This window comes from Kitasatospora sp. NPDC088742 (genome assembly GCF_055584905.1).
This window is the reverse complement of record NZ_JBVJLD010000041.1, coordinates 21,691-40,094: the sequence shown is the minus strand read 5'-3', so window position 1 is coordinate 40,094 and position 18,404 is coordinate 21,691. Positions and strand designations below refer to the sequence as shown.

Below are 18,404 nucleotides of genomic sequence, written 5' to 3'. Positions count from 1 at the left end.
GGGCTCAAGCTCGCCCCGCCCCTCAGGCGCGGCCGGCCGCCCGTTGGGTGCGGCGGGCCAGCGAGTCGACCACCACGGCGGCGAGCAGCACCGCGCCGGTGATCATGAACTGGATGGCGTTGCTCAGGCCCTGGATGTTCATCCCGGACTGGATGGAGCCGATCACCAGGGCGCCGAGCAGCGCCGACCAGGTCGAGCCGCGCCCGCCGAACAGGCTGGTGCCGCCGATGACGGCCGCCGCGATGGCGTTCATCAGCAGGTTGCCGCCGCCCGAGGTCTGACTGGCCGACTGGATCTGCGCGGCCAGGAAGAGGCCGCCGACCGCCGCCATGGTCGAACAGATGGCGAACACGCTGATCCGGATCCAGGCCACGTTGATGCCGGCCCGCCGGGCGCCCTCGATGTTGCCGCCCAGGGCGAACACCTGGCGGCCGTAGGAGGTGCGGCGCAGCACGAAGTCCAGCACCACGATGAAGACCAGGAAGACCAGCAGCGCCAGCGGCAGGCCCTTGTACTGGTTGAGGGTGTAGGCGGCGAGGAAGGCGACCACCGCCAGCACGGCGGTGCGCAGCGCGATGTCCACCGCCGGCCGGGACGGCACGCCCGCGCTGCGACGGCGGCGGGCCTCCAGCAGCGAGGCGGCCAGGAAGAGCACCACGGCGACGGCCGCCGCTCCGTAGGCGGCAGCCTGCTGGCCGTAGATGGTGCTGTAGAGCCGGGAGACGATGTCCTTCCCGGAGAGGTTGACGGTGCCGTTGGCACCGAGGATCTGCAGCATGGCGCCGTTCCAGCCGAGGTTTCCGGCCAGGGTGACCACGAAGGCGGGGACCCCGACCTTGGCGAAGAACAGGCCCTGGACCACGCCGACCACGGTGCCGCCGGCGATGGCGACCAGCATCGCCACCCAGGCGTTGACGCCGTGGGTGACGTTCAGGACGGCGAAGATCGCGGCGCACAGGCCGCTGACCGAGCCGACCGAGAGGTCGATCTCGCCCAGCAGCAGCACGAAGACCACGCCGATCGCGATCATGCCGGTGCCGACGATCTGCTGCGAGAGGTTGGAGAGGTTCTGGGCGGACAGGAAGCTGCTGTCCAGGCTGCCGAAGACGGCCCAGATCACCACCAGCGCCAGCACCACCGGCAGCGAGCCCAGCTCGCCGCTGTGCAGCCGTCGCCGGAACTCGCCCAGGTAGCCCCGCAGGCCCTCCTGACGGACGATCAGCCGGGGGTCGATCGCGGGGGTGGCGTTCGGTGCGACCGGGACGGGGGCGTTGACCCCGCCCTTGGACATCCGGTCCTCGGGCAGCGGGTGGCGCTCGCGGCCACCACGCTCGCCGCCACCGCTGCTGCCGCCGCCACCACTGGGAGTCTGCTCGGTCATGGCGAGCCCTCCGTACCACGGGCCTGCCGGCGGGTCACCGCGTTGTCGGTGGCGCCGGTGATGGCCGAGATGATCTCTTCCCGGCTGGTCGAACGGCGGTCGAAGACACCGTTGTTGCGGCCCAGCCGAAGCACCGCGACGGTGTCCGCGACCGCCATCACGTCCGCCATGTTGTGGCTGATCAGCACCACGCCCAGCCCCTGCTCGCGCAGCCGCTCGACCAGGTCCAGCACCTGGGCGGTCTGCTCGACGCCGAGCGCGGCGGTCGGCTCGTCCAGCAGCACCACCTTCGGCGAGCCGATCAACGCCCTTGCGATGGCGACCACTTGGCGCTGACCGCCGGAGAGCGAGGCGACCGGGATCCGCACGCTGGGGATCCGGATGGACAGGGTGTCCAGCAGGGCCCGGGAGCGCTGCTCCATCGCGACCTCGTCCAGGATGGTGAAGTGCCGCAGCTCGCGGCCGAGGAAGAGGTTGCCGACCACGTCGAGGTTGTCGCACAGCGCCAGGTCCTGGTAGACGGTGGCGATGCCCAGGTGCTGGGCGTCCTGCGGCCGGTGGATGGTGACCGGGCGGCCCTGCCACTCGATCTGCCCCCGGTCCGGCTGGTGCACCCCGGCGATGGCCTTGACCAGGGTGGACTTCCCGGCCCCGTTGTCCCCGACCAGGGCCAGCACCTCCCCCGCCCTGACCTCGAGGTCGATGCCGGTCAGCGCCTGCACGGCGCCGAACCGCTTGGAGACCTCGCGCAGGGCCAGTACGGTCTCGCCCGTCATGACGACCGTTCCCCTACTGGAGGCCGGCGGCCTTGCAGGCGGCGGCGTAGTCGGGGGTGCAGATCTTGTCGACGGTGTAGAGGCCGTCCGCGACCACGGTGGTCTTGACGTTGTCCTTGGTCAGCACGACCGGGGTGATCAGGTCGGCCTTCACCTGGTTGCCACTGCCGTTGGTGACCTGGACGGGCAGCAGCGCGGCGTCCGGGGTCTTCCCCTGGGCGAAGTCCACGGCCAGCTGCGCGGCCTTGTCGGTCTCAGGCTTGAACGGCTTGTAGATCGACATCGTCTGGGTGCCCGCCAGGATCCGCTGCACGGCGTCGAGTTGGGCGTCCTGACCGGTCAGCGGCACGCTCAGGCCGGCCGCCTTGAGGGCGGTCGCGATGCCGGCGGCCATGCCGTCGTTGGCCGAGTAAACGCCGACCACGTTGGAGCCGCCGATCGCGGTGATCGCCGCGGCGGCCTCCTGGTTGGCGTTGTTCGGGTCCCAGTTGGGGGTGTCGTACTCCTTGCCGACCTTCAGCTTGCCGTCGATGGCGCTGTGCGCACCGGCCTTGAAGTCGGCGGCGTTCGGGTCGGTGGGCGAGCCGTTGATCATCACGATCGACCCGGCACCGGCCTTGGCGCCGACGGCCTGGACCAGTGCCTGGCCCTGGAGTTCGCCGACCTTGCGGTTGTCGAAGGAGACGTACGCGTCCACCGGGCCCTGGGCGAGCCGGTCGTAGGCGATCACCTTCACGCCCGCGTCGTGCGCCTTCTGCACCGAGGACTGGATCGCCTTGGCGTCCACCGCGTCCAGCAGCAGGACCGTGTCGCCCTTGGTCAGGGCGGTGTCCACCTGGGTCTGCTGGGTCGTCGCGTTCTCGTTGGCGTTGTAGTAGTCGATCTGCGCCTGCGGGGCCAGCTCCTTGATCTTCTGTTCGATCAGCGGCCGGTCGAACTGCTCGTACCGGGTGGTCTTGGTCTCCGGCAGCAGCAACCCGATCTTGACCGGACCGGCGCTCCCCGAGGAACCTCCTCCCCCGGTGGACTGCTTGGCCTCGCCGCAGGCGCTGAGGCCGAGACCGAGACCCAAGGTAACCACTGCCGATGCCGCACCCAGGCGGCGGAGCCGACTGCTCATGACGGAGCCTCTTCACTTCGGGGCCACCCCCACCGCCCAGTGTCACCCCGTCCCGGCCACTCAGCGAAACCACCCCTGGGGCACCCGCACCGTCCGCCGCCACCCGTCACTCCCGGTCACCATTTCTCGCTACGGGGGTACGCGATGAGACGACAGCTGCTTGCCCTGCTGGCCGGCCCCTGCCCGGCGCCGCGAGGCGGGCCTGTAGCACCTCTCCGGTCCGGCGCCGTAGCGGCCTACATCCGGATCCTCCCCGCCAGTGGCAGGTGGTCGCTGGCGGTGGCGGGGAGGGTCCAGGTGTCGGCCGTCAGGCCGCGGGTCAGCAGGTGGTCGATCCGGGCCACCGGGAAGGCGGCCGGCCAGGTGAAGTCGAACCCTCCTCGGGCCAGGGTCAGTTGGCCGGTGAGCGGGTCCAGGGCGTGGTCGTCGGGCGCGGCGTTGAGGTCGCCCAGCACCACCACCCGCGGCACCGGCTCGGCCGCCACCGCCTGGGCCAGGGCCGCGATGTTGCCGTCGCGGTGGCCCGTGACGAAGCCGGTGAGGTGCGGGCGGACGGAGTTGAGGTGGGCCACGTAGACCGCCAACGGCCCGGTGGGGGTGGTGACTTCGGCCCGCAGCGAGCGGTTCCACCCCGGGTCGATGACCAGCCGTCCGGCCTGCGCGAAGGGGTACCGGCTCCACAGGCCGACCGTGCCGGTGCTGACGTGGTGGGGCAGCTCGGCGCCGAGCGCCGCCCGGTACGCGGGCCAGGCCGCCTCCGTCACCTCCTCCAGCGCGACCAGGTCGGGGTGGGCGGCCAGCAGGGTACGGGCGGTCGCGGCCGGATCCCGGTTGCCGGCCAGCACGTTGTGGGTGACCACCGTCAGGCCCGGCCCGCCCGAGGCCTCCTGAGACGCCGTCAGCAGCGGTACGAACATCACCGCCCACACCACCGCGAGCAGCCCCGCCGAGCAGGCCACCGCCGGAGCCCGCCGGAACGTGGCCCACCCGAGCAGGACCACCGCCACCACCAGGCTCCACGGCAGCACGCTCTCCCACAGGCTCCGCAGCCCGACCCCCGGGTCCGGCAGCATCCGGTGCCCCGCCAGCGCGAGCGTGGTCACCACGCCCACCACCGCCGGGAGCGGCCCGCGCCGCCACAGCTCCTTGGCCTCCACCCGCTCCTGCTGCTCCTGCCGCTCCTGCCGCGCATCTCCCGCGTCCCGCGCGGGGGCCTCGGCCACGGTGCCGCTCATCCGGCGGCGTCCGGGAGCTGGGCCGGGCAGGTCCCGCCCGGGGTGGTGAGCAGTTCGTAGTGCCAGATCTCGTTGGCGTACACCTGGCAGAGCCCGTACCGGGAGCCGTACTGGGCCATCCAGTAGGCGGCGTCGGTCGGGCCGACGTCCACCGCCTTGCCCGACACGTGGGTGGAGGCGTCCGGCGTGTTGACGAACCGTCGGGCCTGCTCCAGGCTCCCGTGCTCGACCACCGCCCGGTCCAGCAGCCCCTGCTGGTACTCCCGGCTGCGCCAGCCGGAGGTGACGGAGATCTCGATGCGCTGCTTCTCCCGCGCCTCGGTGGCGGCCCGCTGGAGGGCCTCCCGCAGCGCGGGGTCGAGCTTGCGGACCGCCGGCGCCTCGGTGTCGAAGGGGCTCAGCCTTCCCCCGGGGATCCCCCCGTCCTCCGGACCCGTCGAGCCGCCGCCGACCATGGCCGTGATCCCGCGCAGCCCGGCCGTCCCCGAGCCGGCCACCCAGACCCCGGTGGTGCTCAGCACCACGAGCGCGACGGCCCCCGTGATCAGCCGCCTCCTGCCGGTCCGTTCCCTGGCCATTCCTGCTCCCGTTCTCCTCGTCGGCGTTGCCAGACCCATTCGACGGGAGCCGGTGTTGCCGGGGCGTATGCGGGGGCCGATACGTTTTCGATACGCCCGATGAGGTCCAATGGACCCTGAAGACTGGACGTGAGCTGGGAAGACAGGAGAACGGAACGTGCGGGTCCTGGTGGTCGAGGACGAGATCTACCTCGCCGAAGCGGTGCAGGCGGGGCTGCGGTTGGAGGCGATCGCCGCCGACGTGGTGGGCGACGGCGACGCGGCGCTGGAGCGGCTCGCCGTGAACGCGTACGACGTGGTCGTGCTCGACCGGGACATCCCCGGGACCCACGGGGACGAGGTCTGCCGGATCATCGTGGAGCGCGGCCTGGGCTGCCGGGTGCTGATGCTCACCGCCGCCGCGCGGCTGGGTGACAAGGTCGGCGGCTTCGAGCTCGGTGCCGACGACTACCTGACCAAACCCTTCGACCTGGCCGAACTCGTCGTCCGGCTGCGCGCCCTGGCCCGCCGCCCGGCCGAGGCCGCCCCGCCGGTCCTGGAGCAGGCCGGGATCCGGCTGGACCCGTTCCGCCGCGAGGTCTACCGGGACGGGCGGTACGTGTCGCTCCCCCGCAAGCAGTTCGCCGTCCTGGAGGTGCTGATGGCCGCCCGGGGCGGGGTGGTCAGCTCCGAGGACCTGCTGGAGCGGGCCTGGGACGAGAACGCCGACCCGTTCACCAACGCCGTCCGGATCACCATCTCCGGCCTGCGCAAGCGCCTCGGCCAGCCCTGGGTCATCCACACCGTCCCCGGTGTCGGCTACCGCTTCGGCGAACCCGAGCCCGAGGGCGGCGCGCGGTGACCGCCGCCGGCCCGCGCCCGCGCCCGCGCCGCCTGACGGCCCGGATGCGCCTGACGCTCAGCTACACGCTCTTCACGCTGGTCGCCGGGACGCTCTCGCTGGCCGTGATCTACGTCGGCATGAAGTACGTGCCGAACTACCCGTTGACCTCCTCCAATCCGCGCTACCGCGAGGAGGCACCGTCCCGCGAGGAGATCCTCAACTCCCTTCTGGTGGCCGGTGGTTACGCCCTGGCCCTGATGACGGCGGTCGGCCTGGCCGGCGGCTGGTTCATCGCCGGGCGGGTGCTGCGGCCGCTCCACGACCTCACCGGGGCGGCCCGCCGTGCGGCGGCCGGGACGCTCGGCCACCGGGTCGCGCTGACCGGGCCGCGGGACGAGTTCACCGAACTCGCCGACGCCTTCGACGAGATGCTCGAACGGCTCCAGCACTCCTTCGAGGCCCAGCAGCGCTTCGCCGCTAACGCCTCCCACGAGCTGCGCACCCCGCTGGCCATCACCCGCACCATGCTCCAGGTCGCCGCCGCCGACCCGGGCGGCCAGGACTGGGGCCGGCTGGTCACCCGGCTCCAGGACACCAACCAGCGCGGCATCGAGGTCAGCGAGGCCCTGCTCCAACTCGCCGACCTCGACCAGGCCCCGCCCGAACTCACCCCCACCGACCTGGCCACCGCCGCGCGGGAGGCCCTGGCCACCATCCGGGACGAGGCCGCCGCCCACGGTGTCGCCGTCACCGCCACGCTCGACCCGGCACCCACCACCGGCAACGCGGTGCTGCTCCGTCAGGCCGCGCTCAACCTCCTGCACAACGCGCTGCGCCACAACCACCCCACCGGCGGCGCCGTCACGCTCACCACCGGCCCGCACCCGCGGCGCCCCGACCGCGTCCGACTGACCGTCACCAACACCGGCGCCCCGCTCACCCCGGAGACCGTCGCCACCCTCACCGAGCCGTTCCTCCGCGGCCGCGGCCGCACCGCCGCCACCGACCCCGCCCGCCGGGGCCACGGCCTGGGCCTCACCATCGTCAGCGCCGTCACCACCGCCCACCACGGCGAACTCCACCTCGCCCCGGGCCCCGACGGCGGCCTGCACGTCACCCTCGACCTCCCCGGCACCCCGCCGCACGACTCCGCCTCCGCGACCGGCGCTTCGAGCTGACGGACGTCACTGCCTGAGAATCGGTTCTCCGGTGAAAACCTGCGGCCGAACGGGTGTGGATCACGGTCTCGGCCCGGTGCCGGACGAGGGCGTCGGGGTCGACTCCCCTGCCCCGGCAGGCGGGTGACGTGCCGTGAGTCTCCGGCGGACGGAGCCGCCGCGCCACCTGGAGCGAGGCGTGCGTCCGGTCGGGTGATCTCCGCCTTCTCCGGGCCGGCCGGTCGCGCCCGCACCCCTACGCTGAGGGCCACCCCCTGAGAGGAAGTACGGGATGCGCCCCGTCCGTGTCGCGCTCGTCCTGGGCCTGACCGCCGCCGCGGTGGCTGCCGTCGGCGCGGCCGCCGACCAGCCCGACGGCGGTGGCGGCGGCGTCCGGGTGCCGGGCGAGTCCCTGGTGCTGGCCGCCGATCCGCTGACCCAGCGTCAACTCCACCGGACCACCGACGCGGTGCAGGACTGGGCCGAGTCCGGCCTTCCCGGCAGCGGCGGCTACGCGGGCACCGTGATCGATGCCGCGGCCGGCCGCGCCCAGATCTACTGGAAGGGTGAAGTCCCGGGTGGGATCCGCGAGTTGGTCAGCCGGCTGACCCCGCCGGGGCTGGCCGTGGAGCTCCGCACCGGGCGCTACTCCCGGGCCGAGATGACGGCGGCGGTCGAGCGCTTCACCGCGCGGGCCGCCCCGGACTCCTGGACCTCGGCCGGGCCGAACGAGGACGGCAGCGGCATCACCGTCACCCAGGATCCGGCGGCGGGCCGCGATTCCAAAACGGCCGGGACGAGCCCTGCCGACCGGGCCGCCGCACTGGCCGGCCTGCCGGTCACCGTCCGCGCCGGCGGCCACGCCGTCCCGCTCTCCGGCGGCCGCCAGGGCGACGACTCCCCCTACTACGCGGGCTCCCAGGTCCGCACCGACAAGGCGGCGTTCTGCTCGACGGCCTTCACCGGCTGGAAGGGCTCGGCCAAGGTGGTGCTCACCGCCGCGCACTGCGGCCCGGGCCGCTACTACAACGGCGCGGACCGGTACGTCGGCGACCGGATCGCCGCCAACGAGAGCTTCGACGTCGGCCTGGTCGGCATCAACGGCGACGGCTCCGGCCGGGTCTACGACGGCGCCTGGTCCGACACCCGGGGCAGCTCCCGCCGGGTCTACGGGCCGGGCCGCAACAACGTCGGCGACCTGGTCTGCCTCAGCGGCGCCCAGACCGGCTGGACCTGCGACGTCAAGGTGACGGCGGTCGACGTCCAGGCGAAGGGCGCGGACGGCTCCGTCACCAAGCCGGTGGACGTGGCCGAGTCACGCGGCGGCGACCACCGCTCGATCGTCGCCAAGGGCGACAGCGGCGGCCCGGTGCTCGCCAACCCCTACGGCGCGGACCAGGACATGGAGGCCCGCGGCGTCGTGGTGGCCGGCGGCTCCGCCAGCTCGGTCAGCTGCCCGCCCCGCTCCACCGCCACCCCGACCACCTGCTACTGGCAGGTCCTCTACGTCCCGATGACCCCGATCGTCCGCGAGACGGGCTTCTCCCTCTCCTGAGCCGGCCCCGCACTCCCGAACAGCGCGCCCCGGCACGGGCCCTGACGGACCGTGTAGGGTCCCGGCCATGCGCTTCTCGGCCGTGGTCTTCGACTTCTTCGGCACCCTGACCCCGAGCACTCCCGGCCCGGTCTGGGACGAGCACGCGGCCCGCAGCGCCGCCCCGCTCGGCATCCCCCCGCACGAGTGGCGTCGGGCGCTCGACGCGTCCTTCCCGGAGCGGGCCACCGGCGTGCTCGGCGACCTCCCGCAGACGCTCCGCACCCTGGCCGCCCGCTGCGGCGTCGAGCCGGACCAGTCCGCGCTGGCCGCCGCGGTCGAGGCCCGGCTCGGCGCGCAGCGTGAACTCTTCGTGCTGCGCCCCGACGCCCTCGCCACCCTGGAGCGGCTGCGCGGCCTGGGTCTCCGGATCGGCGTGCTCACCGACTGCTCGGTCGAACTCGCCGAACTCTGGCCGGACTTGCCGCAGGCTCCGCTGGTCGACGCGGTGGTGTTCTCCTGCCGGGAGGGCCGCCGCAAGCCGGACCCCGAACTGTTCCGCCGCATCGCCGCAGCGGTCGGCTCCGCCCCGTCGGACTGCCTCTACATCGGCGACGGCGGGGGCGGCGAGCTGACCGGCGCGAGCGGACAGGGCATGACGGCGATGATGCTCCGCGCGGACGACTGGGCGGCCAACGACGCCCACTCCCGCGAGGACGACTGGCCCGGCCCGTACCTCCCCTCGCTCACCGCCGCCGTCACGGTGGCCACGCTCCAGCGCTGACGGCGGGTCAGGCCGCCACGGGGACGGGGCCAGGCGGTGCAGACGACGGTCCCCGGGCCGGGCCGCTCCACGCCGGATCGCTCCCGCGACTACAGCATGACCAGCAGCTTGGTCCCGGCCACCAGCTTGCGGTTGACCGAGGTGGACTGCACGAAGACGGTGAAGTTCGGGTTGTCGCCCGGCTTCACGCTGGCCTCGGTGGCGGCGGGCAGGCCCAGCAGGCGGCGGGCGGCGGGGCCCGAGAAGACCCGCCCCGTCATCCGGCCGGTGGCCGGGTCCTTCTCCGCCACCGCGAGCTGCTTGCCGCCCTGGATCTTCTCCCGCTTGGAGAGCTCGTAGTAGGCGCAGCCGGTCTTGTACGGGTGCCCGGCGGCCGTGACGAACTGACGGATCGGCAGCTGCTCGTCGACCGGGACGAGGATGTACTTGCCGGCGTCGAGGGCGTCCAGGTTCGCGCTGACGTCGGCGGCCTTGAGGTCCTGGCCCATGGCGAAGAGGTTCTTGGTGCCGCGCACGCCCTGCTCGCGGCCGCGCAGGAAGCTGGTGGCGGCCGACTTGACGGTGCCGATCGCCTCCTCGACGCCCTTGCTGGAGTCGGCGTCCCAGATCGCGATGTTCCCCGCCGGGAAGCCGTACCCCTGGGCGGTGCGCTTGGCCAGGGAGTTGGGCACCAGGATCGCGGAGGTCCAGTGGTCGGGGAGCCCGTCCAGGGCGGTGTGGATCCGCTCCGTCCAGGAGCGCAGCACGGCGGCGCCGGTGCCGGCCTTCTGCCGGATGTGCATCGTGCCGCTCTCCGAGAAGCCGGAGGCGTTCTCCTCGCCGTCGGTGACGACGACCTGGAGGAAGGAGTGCTCGCCGTACCCCTCCCAGATGTTCTTCAGGTCGTCCACGGATTTCACCGCCGCCTCGATCAGCGCGGTCGCTCCATTGTCGACCCGGTAAAGGCCCTTGAGGGAGGGCAGGTGCTTGACGTCCATGTCCCAGACGAGATTGTGCACCTCGTGGTCGAATGCGTAGAGGCTGATGCGCGTCTCGTGCCCGAGACGGTCCGACTCCTCCTGCAGGCCCTTCACGAACTCGTCCACCACACGCACCAGTTGGGCCTCGTGCTGGCGCATCGAACCCGACTTGTCGACCACCAGGGAGACGTGGTTGACCTTGTGCTTGATCCTGTTGACGGACATACGGATCCCCCAATTGCCAGAACAGTGGAAACGCGACTCGGGCGCCTTTCCGGCGCTCCCTTCAGCGTTGGTTCCACTTTATGGCCCACCACTGACAGAAACGGCCCGGCGGAAGCAGCAGGGGTGTGGCCAGGACCAGCGCGCCGGCCAGCCCGAGCGCCGTCCGGGCGCCCAGCAAGCTGCCGAGCACGCCCCAGACGGCCGTCAGGAGCGCGGTGGCGGCGCGGGTGGTCACCGTCCAGGCGGAGAGCACCCGGACGGTGTGGCCGGGCGCGGTCCGGCGCAGCCGCCAGGTGGCGTGCAGCGGGTTGAAGACGGCGCAGCAGACGATCAGCCCGCCCTCCACCACCATGACCGTCAGCAGACCGCCGGAGCCCGGGCCGACCAGGACCAGGCCGAGCGGCCAGAGCGCGCGCAGCCCGCCGGCGGCGAGCAGCACCCGGCGTTCCCCGAAGCGGGCGGCCAGCGGGCGGGCCAGGCGGGCGCCGAGCAGGCCGCCGAGGGAGGGCAGGGCGAAGGCGAGGCCGTACTGCCAGGGGGCGAAGCCGAGCTGGCCGAGCATCAGGACGGCGAGCAATGGTTCGGTCGCGGTGACCAGGCCGTTGAAGAGGGCGGTGTGGAGCAGCAGGGGCCGCAGCACCGGGTCGGCGAGGATAAGCCGCCAGCCGTCGAGCAGGTCCGAACTACCGGACGCTGTAGGGCCCGCAGCCGTCGGTCCTGGCTCCGCACGGCCCGACACCGTCAGACCCAGCGCCGAGAACAGGTAGCTGACGGCGTCGGCCGCCACGGTCGCGACCGGGCCCAGCAGGCCGACCAGGGCTCCGCCGAGCGGCGGGCCGACCGCCGTGGCCGTCCAGGCGGTCGCCTCCAGCCGGGAGTTCGCCGCCAGCAGCTCCCCGGCCGGGAGCAGTTCGCGCAGGTAGGCGCCGGAGGCCGCGCGGAAGGTGACCTCGGCCGCCGCCAGCAGCGCGGCGACGGCCAGCAGCCAGGGCAGGGTGAGCAGGCCGAGCGCGTACCCGGCGGGGACGGTGAGCAGCGCGGCGCAGCGCACCAGGTCGGCGGCCACCATGACCGGCCGCCTGCGCCGGTGCTCCGCCCAGGCCCCGAGCGGCAGCGCCGCCGCGGCTCCGGTCAGGACGGCCGCCGAGGAGAGCAGCGCGACCTCGGCCGGCCCGGCGTGCAGCACCCGGACCGCGATCATCGGGAACGCGCCGAAGGCCAGCCAGGTGCCGAGCGCGCTGACGCCGTACGCGCCCTGGAACCAACCGAACCGACGACCCATCAGCCCACCCCGCGCCTCGGCCCGCACAACCGACGGGCGACCTCCGGCATCAGACCTCTCGCGATCCTCGGGGGTCAAACAACCGATATGGCGACCAGCCACAACCAACAGTTGTTCCCGTACAGTGTCCGACCATGGATCTCGACACCGTCAGGACCTTCGTGGCCGCCGCCGACTCCGGCCGGTTCCAGGAGGCCGCCGACGAGCTGACGCTCACCCAGCAGGCCGTCTCCAAGCGGATCGCCGCGCTGGAGCGCAGCCTCGGGGTGCGGCTGTTCACCCGCACCCCGCGCGGCGCGGAGCTGACCATCGACGGGAGGGCCTTCCTCCCGCACGCCCGCGAGCTGCTGCGGGCCGCCGAGCGCGCCCTGGCCTCCGTCCGCACCGGCCACCGGGCGCTGCGCGTCGACGTGCTGAACTCGCGCGGCGCGGGCTCCGGCCTGATGCGCGGCTTCCACGAGGCGCACCCGGAGACCGAGTTGGACGTGCTGATGCTGCTCGACATCGAGGAGGCGGTGGGCGCGGTCCGCTCGGGGGCGGTCGACGGGTCCTTCCGCGCGGTCGGCGCGCCGGGCCGTCCGCTGCCCGAGGAGATCCGCTCCGTCCGGGTGCTCGACGAGCCGCTGTACCTGCTCACCGGCCCGGGCCACGCGCTCGCGCGCGCCAGGTCGGTGACGCTCGCCGAGCTGGCCGCGCACCGGATCTGGATGCCCGGCCTGCTGCCCGGCAGCGAGTGGGCGGCCTACTACGCGGAGCTGACCGCCGAGTTCGGCCTCACCATCGAGTCGACCGGCCCCAACTTCGGCTCCGACGTCCTGCTGGACACCATCGCCGACACCCCGGCCCTGGCCACCTTCATGGGCGGGCACACCCGGCTGATCTGGCCCGCCGGGCACGACCTGCGCCGCATCCCGGTCACCGACCCGACGCCGGTCTACCCGCACTCCTTCCTCTGGCACCGCGACAACGCCCACCCGGCCCTCGCGACCCTGCGTGCCCACCTCGCCGCCACCGCCCCCGGCCACGACGCCCCGGGCACCTGGACCCCCTCGTGGACCCCGAAGCACTGACGCGCCGTCAGCCCACGCGGACGGCCCCCTACCGCCCGGCCCCGTAGCGCAGGCCGTCCAGGATCAGGTCGAGCAGCCGGCCCGCCCGCTCGCGCTGGCCGGGTGCGGCGGTAACCTGCGCGACGCCGGTGAGGCCGAGGCCGACGTCGAAGGCCTCGACGTCCGAGCGCAGCAGGCCCGCCTCGGCCCCGGCCCGCAGCAGCGAGTCGATCGCGCCCCCGAGCCGCTCCAGGGTCTCGGCGAAGGGGTCGGCGCCCGAGGCGACGGCAGCGCGCAGCGCGTCCGCCATGCCCTGCTTGGCCGTCAGGTACTCGATGAACCCGTCCATCCACATCCGCAGTGCCCGGTCCGGCGGGAACTCGGCCAGCAGTTCGGCGGCGCTGTCGCAGACCCGGGCCAGCTCGTTGCGGTAGGCCGCCTCGACCAGCTCCTCCCGCCGGGGGAAGTGGCGGTAGAGGGTCGCCGAGCCGACGCCGGCGGCCTTGGCGATGGCGTCGAGCGGCACGTCCGGGCCCTGCTCGGCGAAGGCGCGGACAGCGGCCTCGAGGATGCGCTCCCGGTTACGGCGGGCGTCGGCCCGCAGGGGGCTGGGCTGGGCTGACTGGCTCGGCACGGGTGGTTCCTCTCGTCAGGTCATCAGTCTACTTGGACAAACGGGGAGTCCCCCGGTTACCTTCGAATGGAACCGGGGAGTTCCCCGGTTAGCCCGATCGGCCCCGCCGGCCGACCGCCATCCCGCTGGAGGGACCCATGAGCACCACCGAGAAGACCGTCCTGATCACCGGCACCTCCTCCGGCATCGGCCTGGCCGCCGCCCTCGGTGCCGCCCGGGCCGGCTGGACCGTCATCGCCACCATGCGCGACACCGGCAAGGCCGCTCCCCTGCTCAAGGCGGCCGCCGAGGAGGGCCTCGCCGAGCGCGTCCTGGTCAAGCGCCTGGACGTGGTCGACCCGGCTAGCGTCACCGCCTGCCTGGACGAGGTGATCGCCGAGCACGGCCGCCTCGACGCGCTGGTCAACAACGCCGGCGCCGCCGGGGTCGGCACCATCGAGCAGAGCAGCGTGGACGCCGTCCGCGCCACCATGGAGGTCAACTTCTTCGGAGTGGTGACCACCACCCGGGCCGCCCTCCCCCACCTGCGCGCCTCCGGCGGCCGGGTCGTCACCGTCACCAGCGTCGGCGGCATCGTCGGCCAGCCCTTCAACGAGGCGTACTGCGCGGCCAAGTTCGCCGTCGAGGGCTTCATGGAGTCGCTCGCCCCCGTCGCCGCCACGGTGGGCGTCGGCGTCACCGTGGTCGAACCGGGCGCGGTGGCCAGCGAGTTCGTCGCCAACCTCGGCCTGGACGTCCCGGCCCTGCTCGCCGAGGCCGGGCCGTACGCGCCGGCCCTCCAGGCGTACCTGTCCCGTACACAGACCTCCTTCTCCAACGCCCAGTCCGCCGCCGAGGCGGCCGCCCCGATCGTCGCGGCCCTCACCGAGGAGCGGCCGGCCTTCCGCGTCCAGACCTCGCAGTGGGCCCGGGACTTCACCGGCGCCAAGCTCGCCGACCTCGACGGCTCCGCCGTCCAGGACATGACCCGCACCTGGGTCGACTGACCGGCTCCGCAGTCGCGCTGCGGCACCGAGGTGCCCCGCGCGGCCGCTACGGTGCGGCCATGAGACCCGACATGACGCCGGATCAGATGCTGCGGGCCGTGGACGCCCTGGAGGCCGCCTGGAAACAGGACGAGCCGGCCCTGACCTCCCTCGCCCGGCACGGCCAGGGCGAGCCGGCCCTCGCCGTGCTCGTCGCCCGGTACAGCGCCTACGCGCTGGAGACCCTGCTCACCGAGGCGCTGGGCCTGGCCGACCGGCCGCCGGCCGAGCGCGAGTCACAGCTCGCGACGCTGGAGAAGGGCGTCTCCTCCCGCCTGCTGATCCAGTGGGCCTACCTGCTGGAGAGCTGGGCCCGGACCGTGCCCGACACCCCGGCGGGCAACGGCAGCCTGGCCCGGGCCGCCCTCCAGGCGATGACCGCGTTCACCCGCGACGGCGACCCGGACAACGACGTGCCCGCCCTGCTCGCACACCTTCGGGCGAACGCCACCACCCGCACCTGACGGGGCACCGGCACCGGCATCAGCCACGGCTACGGTTCAGCCGACGCCGGTGACCAGCTCGTGCGCGCGGCGCTGACGGTCCAGGAAGACCTCCAGCGCCGCCGCCAACTCCCGCTCCGCCGCCAGCACTTCCGGCCGCAGCTCGGCGACCAGCCGCAGCTGCCCGCGCTCGCGCACCAGCGCCGGCTGCCCGAGGTGGAAGTACCCGGAGTCGGGCTCCAACTGCAGCACGAGGTACGGCCCGGCCGGACCGGCCGCCAGCCTCTCCTCGTAGGGGCCCAGCGCGGACCAGACGACCACCGGCCCGTCCGGCGCCGCGGCGAGGCAGACGCTCGGGCGGCCCGCCACGTCGACGGTGCTGGTGGCGTACGCGTCCAGCTCGCGAGGGCGCAGGTCCGGGCGGGCGAGCAGGTCGAGGGCGCCCCGGAGGAGGGCGGCGAGGTCGGCGGCGATCGGAGGTCTCCTGGGGTTCGGGGCCGGACGCCGTCATCCTAGGCGCGGGCGGTGACGGCGGCTCCGAGTCCTGGCCCGGGGGCGGTTTTCCGCCAAATCCGGTGCGGGGTGCGCCGGACCTTCGTGTGCGATGGGTATGGGGCTAGAGTGATTTGGTTGCTTAGGGAAACCGATTCACGAGACGGAACCGAGGTGCCCTCCGTGCAGGTGACCGTTGATCAGGACCGGTGCTGCGGCTCCGGACAGTGCGTGCTGACCGCCCCGGCCGTCTTCGACCAGGGCGAGGACGACGGCCTGGTGCAGCTGCTCGACCCGGCCCCCGGGCCCACCGAGCACCCGGCCGTCCGGCTCGCCGCCGCGCTGTGCCCGGGCGGGGCCATCACCCTGACGGACGCTCAGGCCTGAGCCGCCGCACAGCCCATCGCACGACCCGCTGCCCGTCCCCCACTCCCGTTGGACGTCGGAAGGAGCGCTGCCCCCATGAGCATCGACACCCCCGCCCCGCAGCAGAGCCACACCCGCCCCGCCCCCACCGAGCTGCCGGCGGCCGCCGGCCGCTGCCCCTTCGACCCGCTGCCCGCGTACCACCAAGCCGCCCAGGCCGCCCCCGTCACCCGGGCCCGCCTCTGGGACGGCACCTCCTGCCACCTGCTGACCGGCTACCAGGAGATCCGCACCGCCCTCTCCGACCCGCGCTTCAGCGCCGACGCCCGGCACCCCGGCTTCCCGTTCCTCTCCCCCGGGCGGCGCGAGCTCACCACCCGCACCACCCCCAGCTTCATCCGCCTGGACGACCCCGAGCACGCCCGCCAACGCCGCATGCTGACCGGGGAGTTCATCATCAAACGGGTGGAGTCGATGCGCCCGGAGATCCAGCGGATCGTCGACGAGGCGCTCGACCGGATGACCGCCGGCGGCGGGCCCGCCGACCTGGTGTCCGAGTTCGCGCTGCCGATCCCGTCCCTGGTGATCTGCCTGCTGCTCGGCGTGCCCTACCGGGACCACGACTTCTTCCAGCAGCACAGCCGCACCCTGCTCGACCTCTCCGCCCCCGTCGAGGACGTGACCGAAGCGGTGGACGCGCTCACCGGCTACCTCACCGACCTGGCCGAGACCAAGCGGCTCGCCCCGGACGACAGTCTGATCAGCCGGCTGGTCGCGCGCGGCGAACTCACCATGCCCGAGGCCGCCTCGATGGGCCTGCTCCTGCTGGTGGCCGGGCACGAGACCACCGCCAACATGACCGCGCTCGGCACCCTGGCCCTGCTCCGCAACCCCGAGCAGGCCGAACGGCTGCGCGCCGAACCGGAGTTGACCAACGGCGCGGTGGAGGAGCTGCTGCGCTACCTGACCATCGTCCACCACGGCGTCCCCCGGGTGGCCCTGGCCGACGTCGAACTGGGCGGCACCCTGATCCGGGCGGGCGAGGGCGTCGTCTGCATGCTCTCCACCGCCAACCGGGACGAGGAGCTGTTCACCGGCGCCGACGCCCTGGACGTCAGCCGGGACGCCCGGCGCCACCTCGCCTTCGGTTTCGGCGTCCACCAGTGCCTGGGCCAGCCGCTGGCCCGGATCGAGCTGCGGATCGCCCTCTCCACCCTGCTGCGCCGCCTGCCCGGCCTGCGACTCGCCGTCCCCTTCGAGGAGTTGGAGTACCGCAGCTCCTCCGCGATCCACGGCCTGCGGGAGCTGCCGGTCACCTGGTGAACCGTCGGCCCCGGCCGCCCTCCCCACGGAAGGCGGCCGGGGCCGCACAGCTGGACTCAGAACTGCCGGACTCAGAACTGCTGGACGAAGTACGGCTCGACGGTCATCCAGCCGTTGCCCCGGGCGCCGTTGAGGCGGCCCGAGCTGTTCCGGGCCAGGGTGTACCAGGACTCCACGTAGTCCGGGTCGTCCACCCACCAGGAGGCCGGCATGGCGCCCAGCACCGCGTTCACCAGCGGGATGTACGCGCCCTGGTCGGCGATGGTGAGCAGCACGGCGGCGATCGCCTGGGCGAGGGCCAGGTAGTTGGTGTCGCCGTCGTCCTCCATCAGGACCACGTCGGCCAGGTTGTACTTGTAGTTCGACCAGTTCACCAGGATCTGGTTCGGGTAGTAGGTGGTGCCGTCGTACTGGAGGTACGGCATCGCGACCGAGTCGACCCGGACCTTGCCGTCCAGCCCGAAGCCGCTCACCAGCGCGAACATCTCGGCCGCGCCCTTGAACCAGGGCTCCTCGTCGTCCGACACCCGCACCGAGGTGATCTTCGTGCCCCACCAGCCCCCGGCCAGGGTCTGCGCGGCCTCCGCCGGGGCGATCCCGCGAGCCCCCAACTCCCGCTGCAGCACGGCGATCCCGGCCGTCAGGGTCTTGGCCGAGTCGAGGTCGACCAGGTAGACCGGACGGTCGGGCAGCCGGTCGGTGGCGAGCTCGTGGGCCTTCCCGGCACTGTCGTAGGCGCGCACCGTGCGGGCGTGGTCGTCGGTGACGGCGGTCGCCACCAGCGGCGCGGCGCCCGCGGCCAGGGCCTGCCGCATCGACGGGTCTGCCAACTGCACCCGCAGCAGCGGGCCGAGGTCGGCGCCCAGCCCCTTGGCGGCGGCGATGCCCCGGTCGGCCGTGGTGGCGGCCTCGGCCAGACCGTGGGCGGCCAGGCCGCCTGCGGCGGCCGCGAGCGGGGCCAGCGCGGCCGGGGCGTCGGTGGTGATGGTCGCGGCGCGCAGGCGCTCGCGGACGGCCGGGTCGGCGAGGGCCGAGGCCAGCGTGCGGGCGACCCCGTCCTCGATCGCCGCCACCCGGGAGGCGGCGGCCTTGCCGGCGGTGGCGTGCGCGGGGAGCGGAGCGGGGGCGGCGAACGCCTGGCCCGCGCCGAGGGCGAGCAGGGGCAGGACCGCGAGGGTGGCGGCGGCTCTGCGCAGGCGGGAGTGACTGCGGGGCATG

19 protein-coding genes are annotated in these 18,404 nt (G+C 73.5%); 9 read left to right on the top strand and 10 right to left on the bottom strand.

Features of this window, described 5'->3' with window-relative positions; translation table 11 throughout:
• Positions 1-22 precede the first annotated feature (22 nt).
• The 5 genes from ACZ6ZR_RS27615 to ACZ6ZR_RS27595 form a co-directional block, all read right to left on the bottom strand.
• Positions 23-1,291 carry a sugar ABC transporter permease gene (locus ACZ6ZR_RS27615; RefSeq protein ID WP_465646809.1) on the bottom strand — a complete coding sequence of 423 codons (1,269 nt, stop codon included), beginning with the start codon at positions 1,289-1,291 and terminating at the stop codon, positions 23-25.
• A gap of 86 nt (positions 1,292-1,377) precedes the next feature.
• Entirely contained in the window at positions 1,378-2,157 is a 780-nt protein-coding gene (locus ACZ6ZR_RS27610; RefSeq protein ID WP_465646741.1) for an ATP-binding cassette domain-containing protein, read from the bottom strand.
• Between the two features lie 13 nt (positions 2,158-2,170).
• A complete protein-coding gene (locus tag ACZ6ZR_RS27605; protein WP_465646739.1) occupies positions 2,171-3,277 on the bottom strand; it encodes a sugar ABC transporter substrate-binding protein in 1,107 nt (368 codons plus the stop codon).
• A 236-nt stretch (positions 3,278-3,513) separates the two neighbouring features.
• Positions 3,514-4,512, bottom strand: coding sequence for an endonuclease/exonuclease/phosphatase family protein (locus ACZ6ZR_RS27600; protein ID WP_465646737.1), 999 nt, complete (start codon positions 4,510-4,512; stop codon positions 3,514-3,516).
• A complete protein-coding gene (locus tag ACZ6ZR_RS27595) occupies positions 4,509-5,090 on the bottom strand; it encodes a M15 family metallopeptidase (RefSeq protein ID WP_465646735.1) in 582 nt (193 codons plus the stop codon). Before ACZ6ZR_RS27595 ends, ACZ6ZR_RS27600 begins: the two co-directional genes overlap by 4 nt.
• A 157-nt stretch (positions 5,091-5,247) precedes the next feature.
• Between ACZ6ZR_RS27595 and ACZ6ZR_RS27590 the strand changes: the two genes are divergently transcribed.
• From ACZ6ZR_RS27590 to ACZ6ZR_RS27575, 4 genes are all read left to right on the top strand, one after another.
• Positions 5,248-5,931: a response regulator transcription factor gene (locus ACZ6ZR_RS27590; RefSeq protein WP_465646733.1), complete on the top strand. Its 684-nt coding sequence runs from the start codon at positions 5,248-5,250 to the stop codon at positions 5,929-5,931.
• Positions 5,928-7,091 carry a sensor histidine kinase gene (locus ACZ6ZR_RS27585; protein ID WP_465646732.1) on the top strand — a complete coding sequence of 388 codons (1,164 nt, stop codon included), beginning with the start codon at positions 5,928-5,930 and terminating at the stop codon, positions 7,089-7,091. Before ACZ6ZR_RS27590 ends, ACZ6ZR_RS27585 begins: the two co-directional genes overlap by 4 nt.
• A 271-nt stretch (positions 7,092-7,362) precedes the next feature.
• Complete coding sequence (locus tag ACZ6ZR_RS27580) at positions 7,363-8,625, top strand: chymotrypsin family serine protease (protein WP_465646730.1); 1,263 nt, start codon at positions 7,363-7,365, stop codon at positions 8,623-8,625.
• A 67-nt stretch (positions 8,626-8,692) separates the two neighbouring features.
• Positions 8,693-9,388: an HAD family hydrolase gene (locus tag ACZ6ZR_RS27575; protein ID WP_465646728.1), complete on the top strand. Its 696-nt coding sequence runs from the start codon at positions 8,693-8,695 to the stop codon at positions 9,386-9,388.
• A gap of 89 nt (positions 9,389-9,477) precedes the next feature.
• On the opposite strand, the gene ACZ6ZR_RS27570 is transcribed toward ACZ6ZR_RS27575, so the two are convergent.
• Both ACZ6ZR_RS27570 and ACZ6ZR_RS27565 read right to left on the bottom strand, forming a co-directional pair.
• Positions 9,478-10,572, bottom strand: coding sequence for a vWA domain-containing protein (locus ACZ6ZR_RS27570; protein ID WP_465646726.1), 1,095 nt, complete (start codon positions 10,570-10,572; stop codon positions 9,478-9,480).
• A 61-nt stretch (positions 10,573-10,633) separates the two neighbouring features.
• The gene (locus ACZ6ZR_RS27565; RefSeq protein WP_465646724.1) at positions 10,634-11,854 is read right to left on the bottom strand and encodes an MFS transporter; all 1,221 of its coding nucleotides are present in this window, start codon (positions 11,852-11,854) and stop codon (positions 10,634-10,636) included.
• 134 nt (positions 11,855-11,988) lie between these two features.
• On the opposite strand from ACZ6ZR_RS27565, the gene ACZ6ZR_RS27560 reads away from it, so the two are divergent.
• On the top strand, positions 11,989-12,924 hold the full coding sequence (locus tag ACZ6ZR_RS27560; RefSeq protein ID WP_465646722.1) for a LysR family transcriptional regulator: 936 nt from the start codon (positions 11,989-11,991) through the stop codon (positions 12,922-12,924).
• A 28-nt stretch (positions 12,925-12,952) separates the two neighbouring features.
• Here the strand turns inward: ACZ6ZR_RS27560 and ACZ6ZR_RS27555 are convergent, their stop codons facing one another.
• Positions 12,953-13,537 (bottom strand): TetR/AcrR family transcriptional regulator, encoded by a 585-nt coding sequence (locus tag ACZ6ZR_RS27555; protein WP_465646720.1) that lies wholly within the window; start codon positions 13,535-13,537, stop codon positions 12,953-12,955.
• Between the two features lie 137 nt (positions 13,538-13,674).
• Here ACZ6ZR_RS27555 and ACZ6ZR_RS27550 point away from each other — a divergent pair, with 137 nt between their 5' ends.
• Positions 13,675-14,523 (top strand): SDR family NAD(P)-dependent oxidoreductase, encoded by an 849-nt coding sequence (locus tag ACZ6ZR_RS27550; RefSeq protein WP_465646718.1) that lies wholly within the window; start codon positions 13,675-13,677, stop codon positions 14,521-14,523.
• Positions 14,524-14,582: 59 nt separating this feature from the next.
• Positions 14,583-15,026: a hypothetical protein gene (locus ACZ6ZR_RS27545; protein WP_465646716.1), complete on the top strand. Its 444-nt coding sequence runs from the start codon at positions 14,583-14,585 to the stop codon at positions 15,024-15,026.
• 36 nt (positions 15,027-15,062) lie between these two features.
• Here ACZ6ZR_RS27545 and ACZ6ZR_RS27540 read toward each other — a convergent pair whose 3' ends face one another.
• Entirely contained in the window at positions 15,063-15,374 is a 312-nt protein-coding gene (locus ACZ6ZR_RS27540) for a type III secretion system chaperone family protein (protein WP_465646714.1), read from the bottom strand.
• A gap of 312 nt (positions 15,375-15,686) precedes the next feature.
• Between ACZ6ZR_RS27540 and ACZ6ZR_RS27535 the strand changes: the two genes are divergently transcribed.
• The gene (locus ACZ6ZR_RS27535) at positions 15,687-15,884 is read left to right on the top strand and encodes a ferredoxin (RefSeq protein WP_465646713.1); all 198 of its coding nucleotides are present in this window, start codon (positions 15,687-15,689) and stop codon (positions 15,882-15,884) included.
• Between the two features lie 75 nt (positions 15,885-15,959).
• Positions 15,960-17,186 carry a cytochrome P450 gene (locus tag ACZ6ZR_RS27530; protein WP_465646711.1) on the top strand — a complete coding sequence of 409 codons (1,227 nt, stop codon included), beginning with the start codon at positions 15,960-15,962 and terminating at the stop codon, positions 17,184-17,186.
• A 71-nt stretch (positions 17,187-17,257) separates the two neighbouring features.
• Here the strand turns inward: ACZ6ZR_RS27530 and ACZ6ZR_RS27525 are convergent, their stop codons facing one another.
• Positions 17,258-18,403 (bottom strand): DUF3103 family protein, encoded by a 1,146-nt coding sequence (locus tag ACZ6ZR_RS27525; RefSeq protein WP_465646709.1) that lies wholly within the window; start codon positions 18,401-18,403, stop codon positions 17,258-17,260.
• Between the last annotated feature and the right edge of the window lies 1 nt (position 18,404).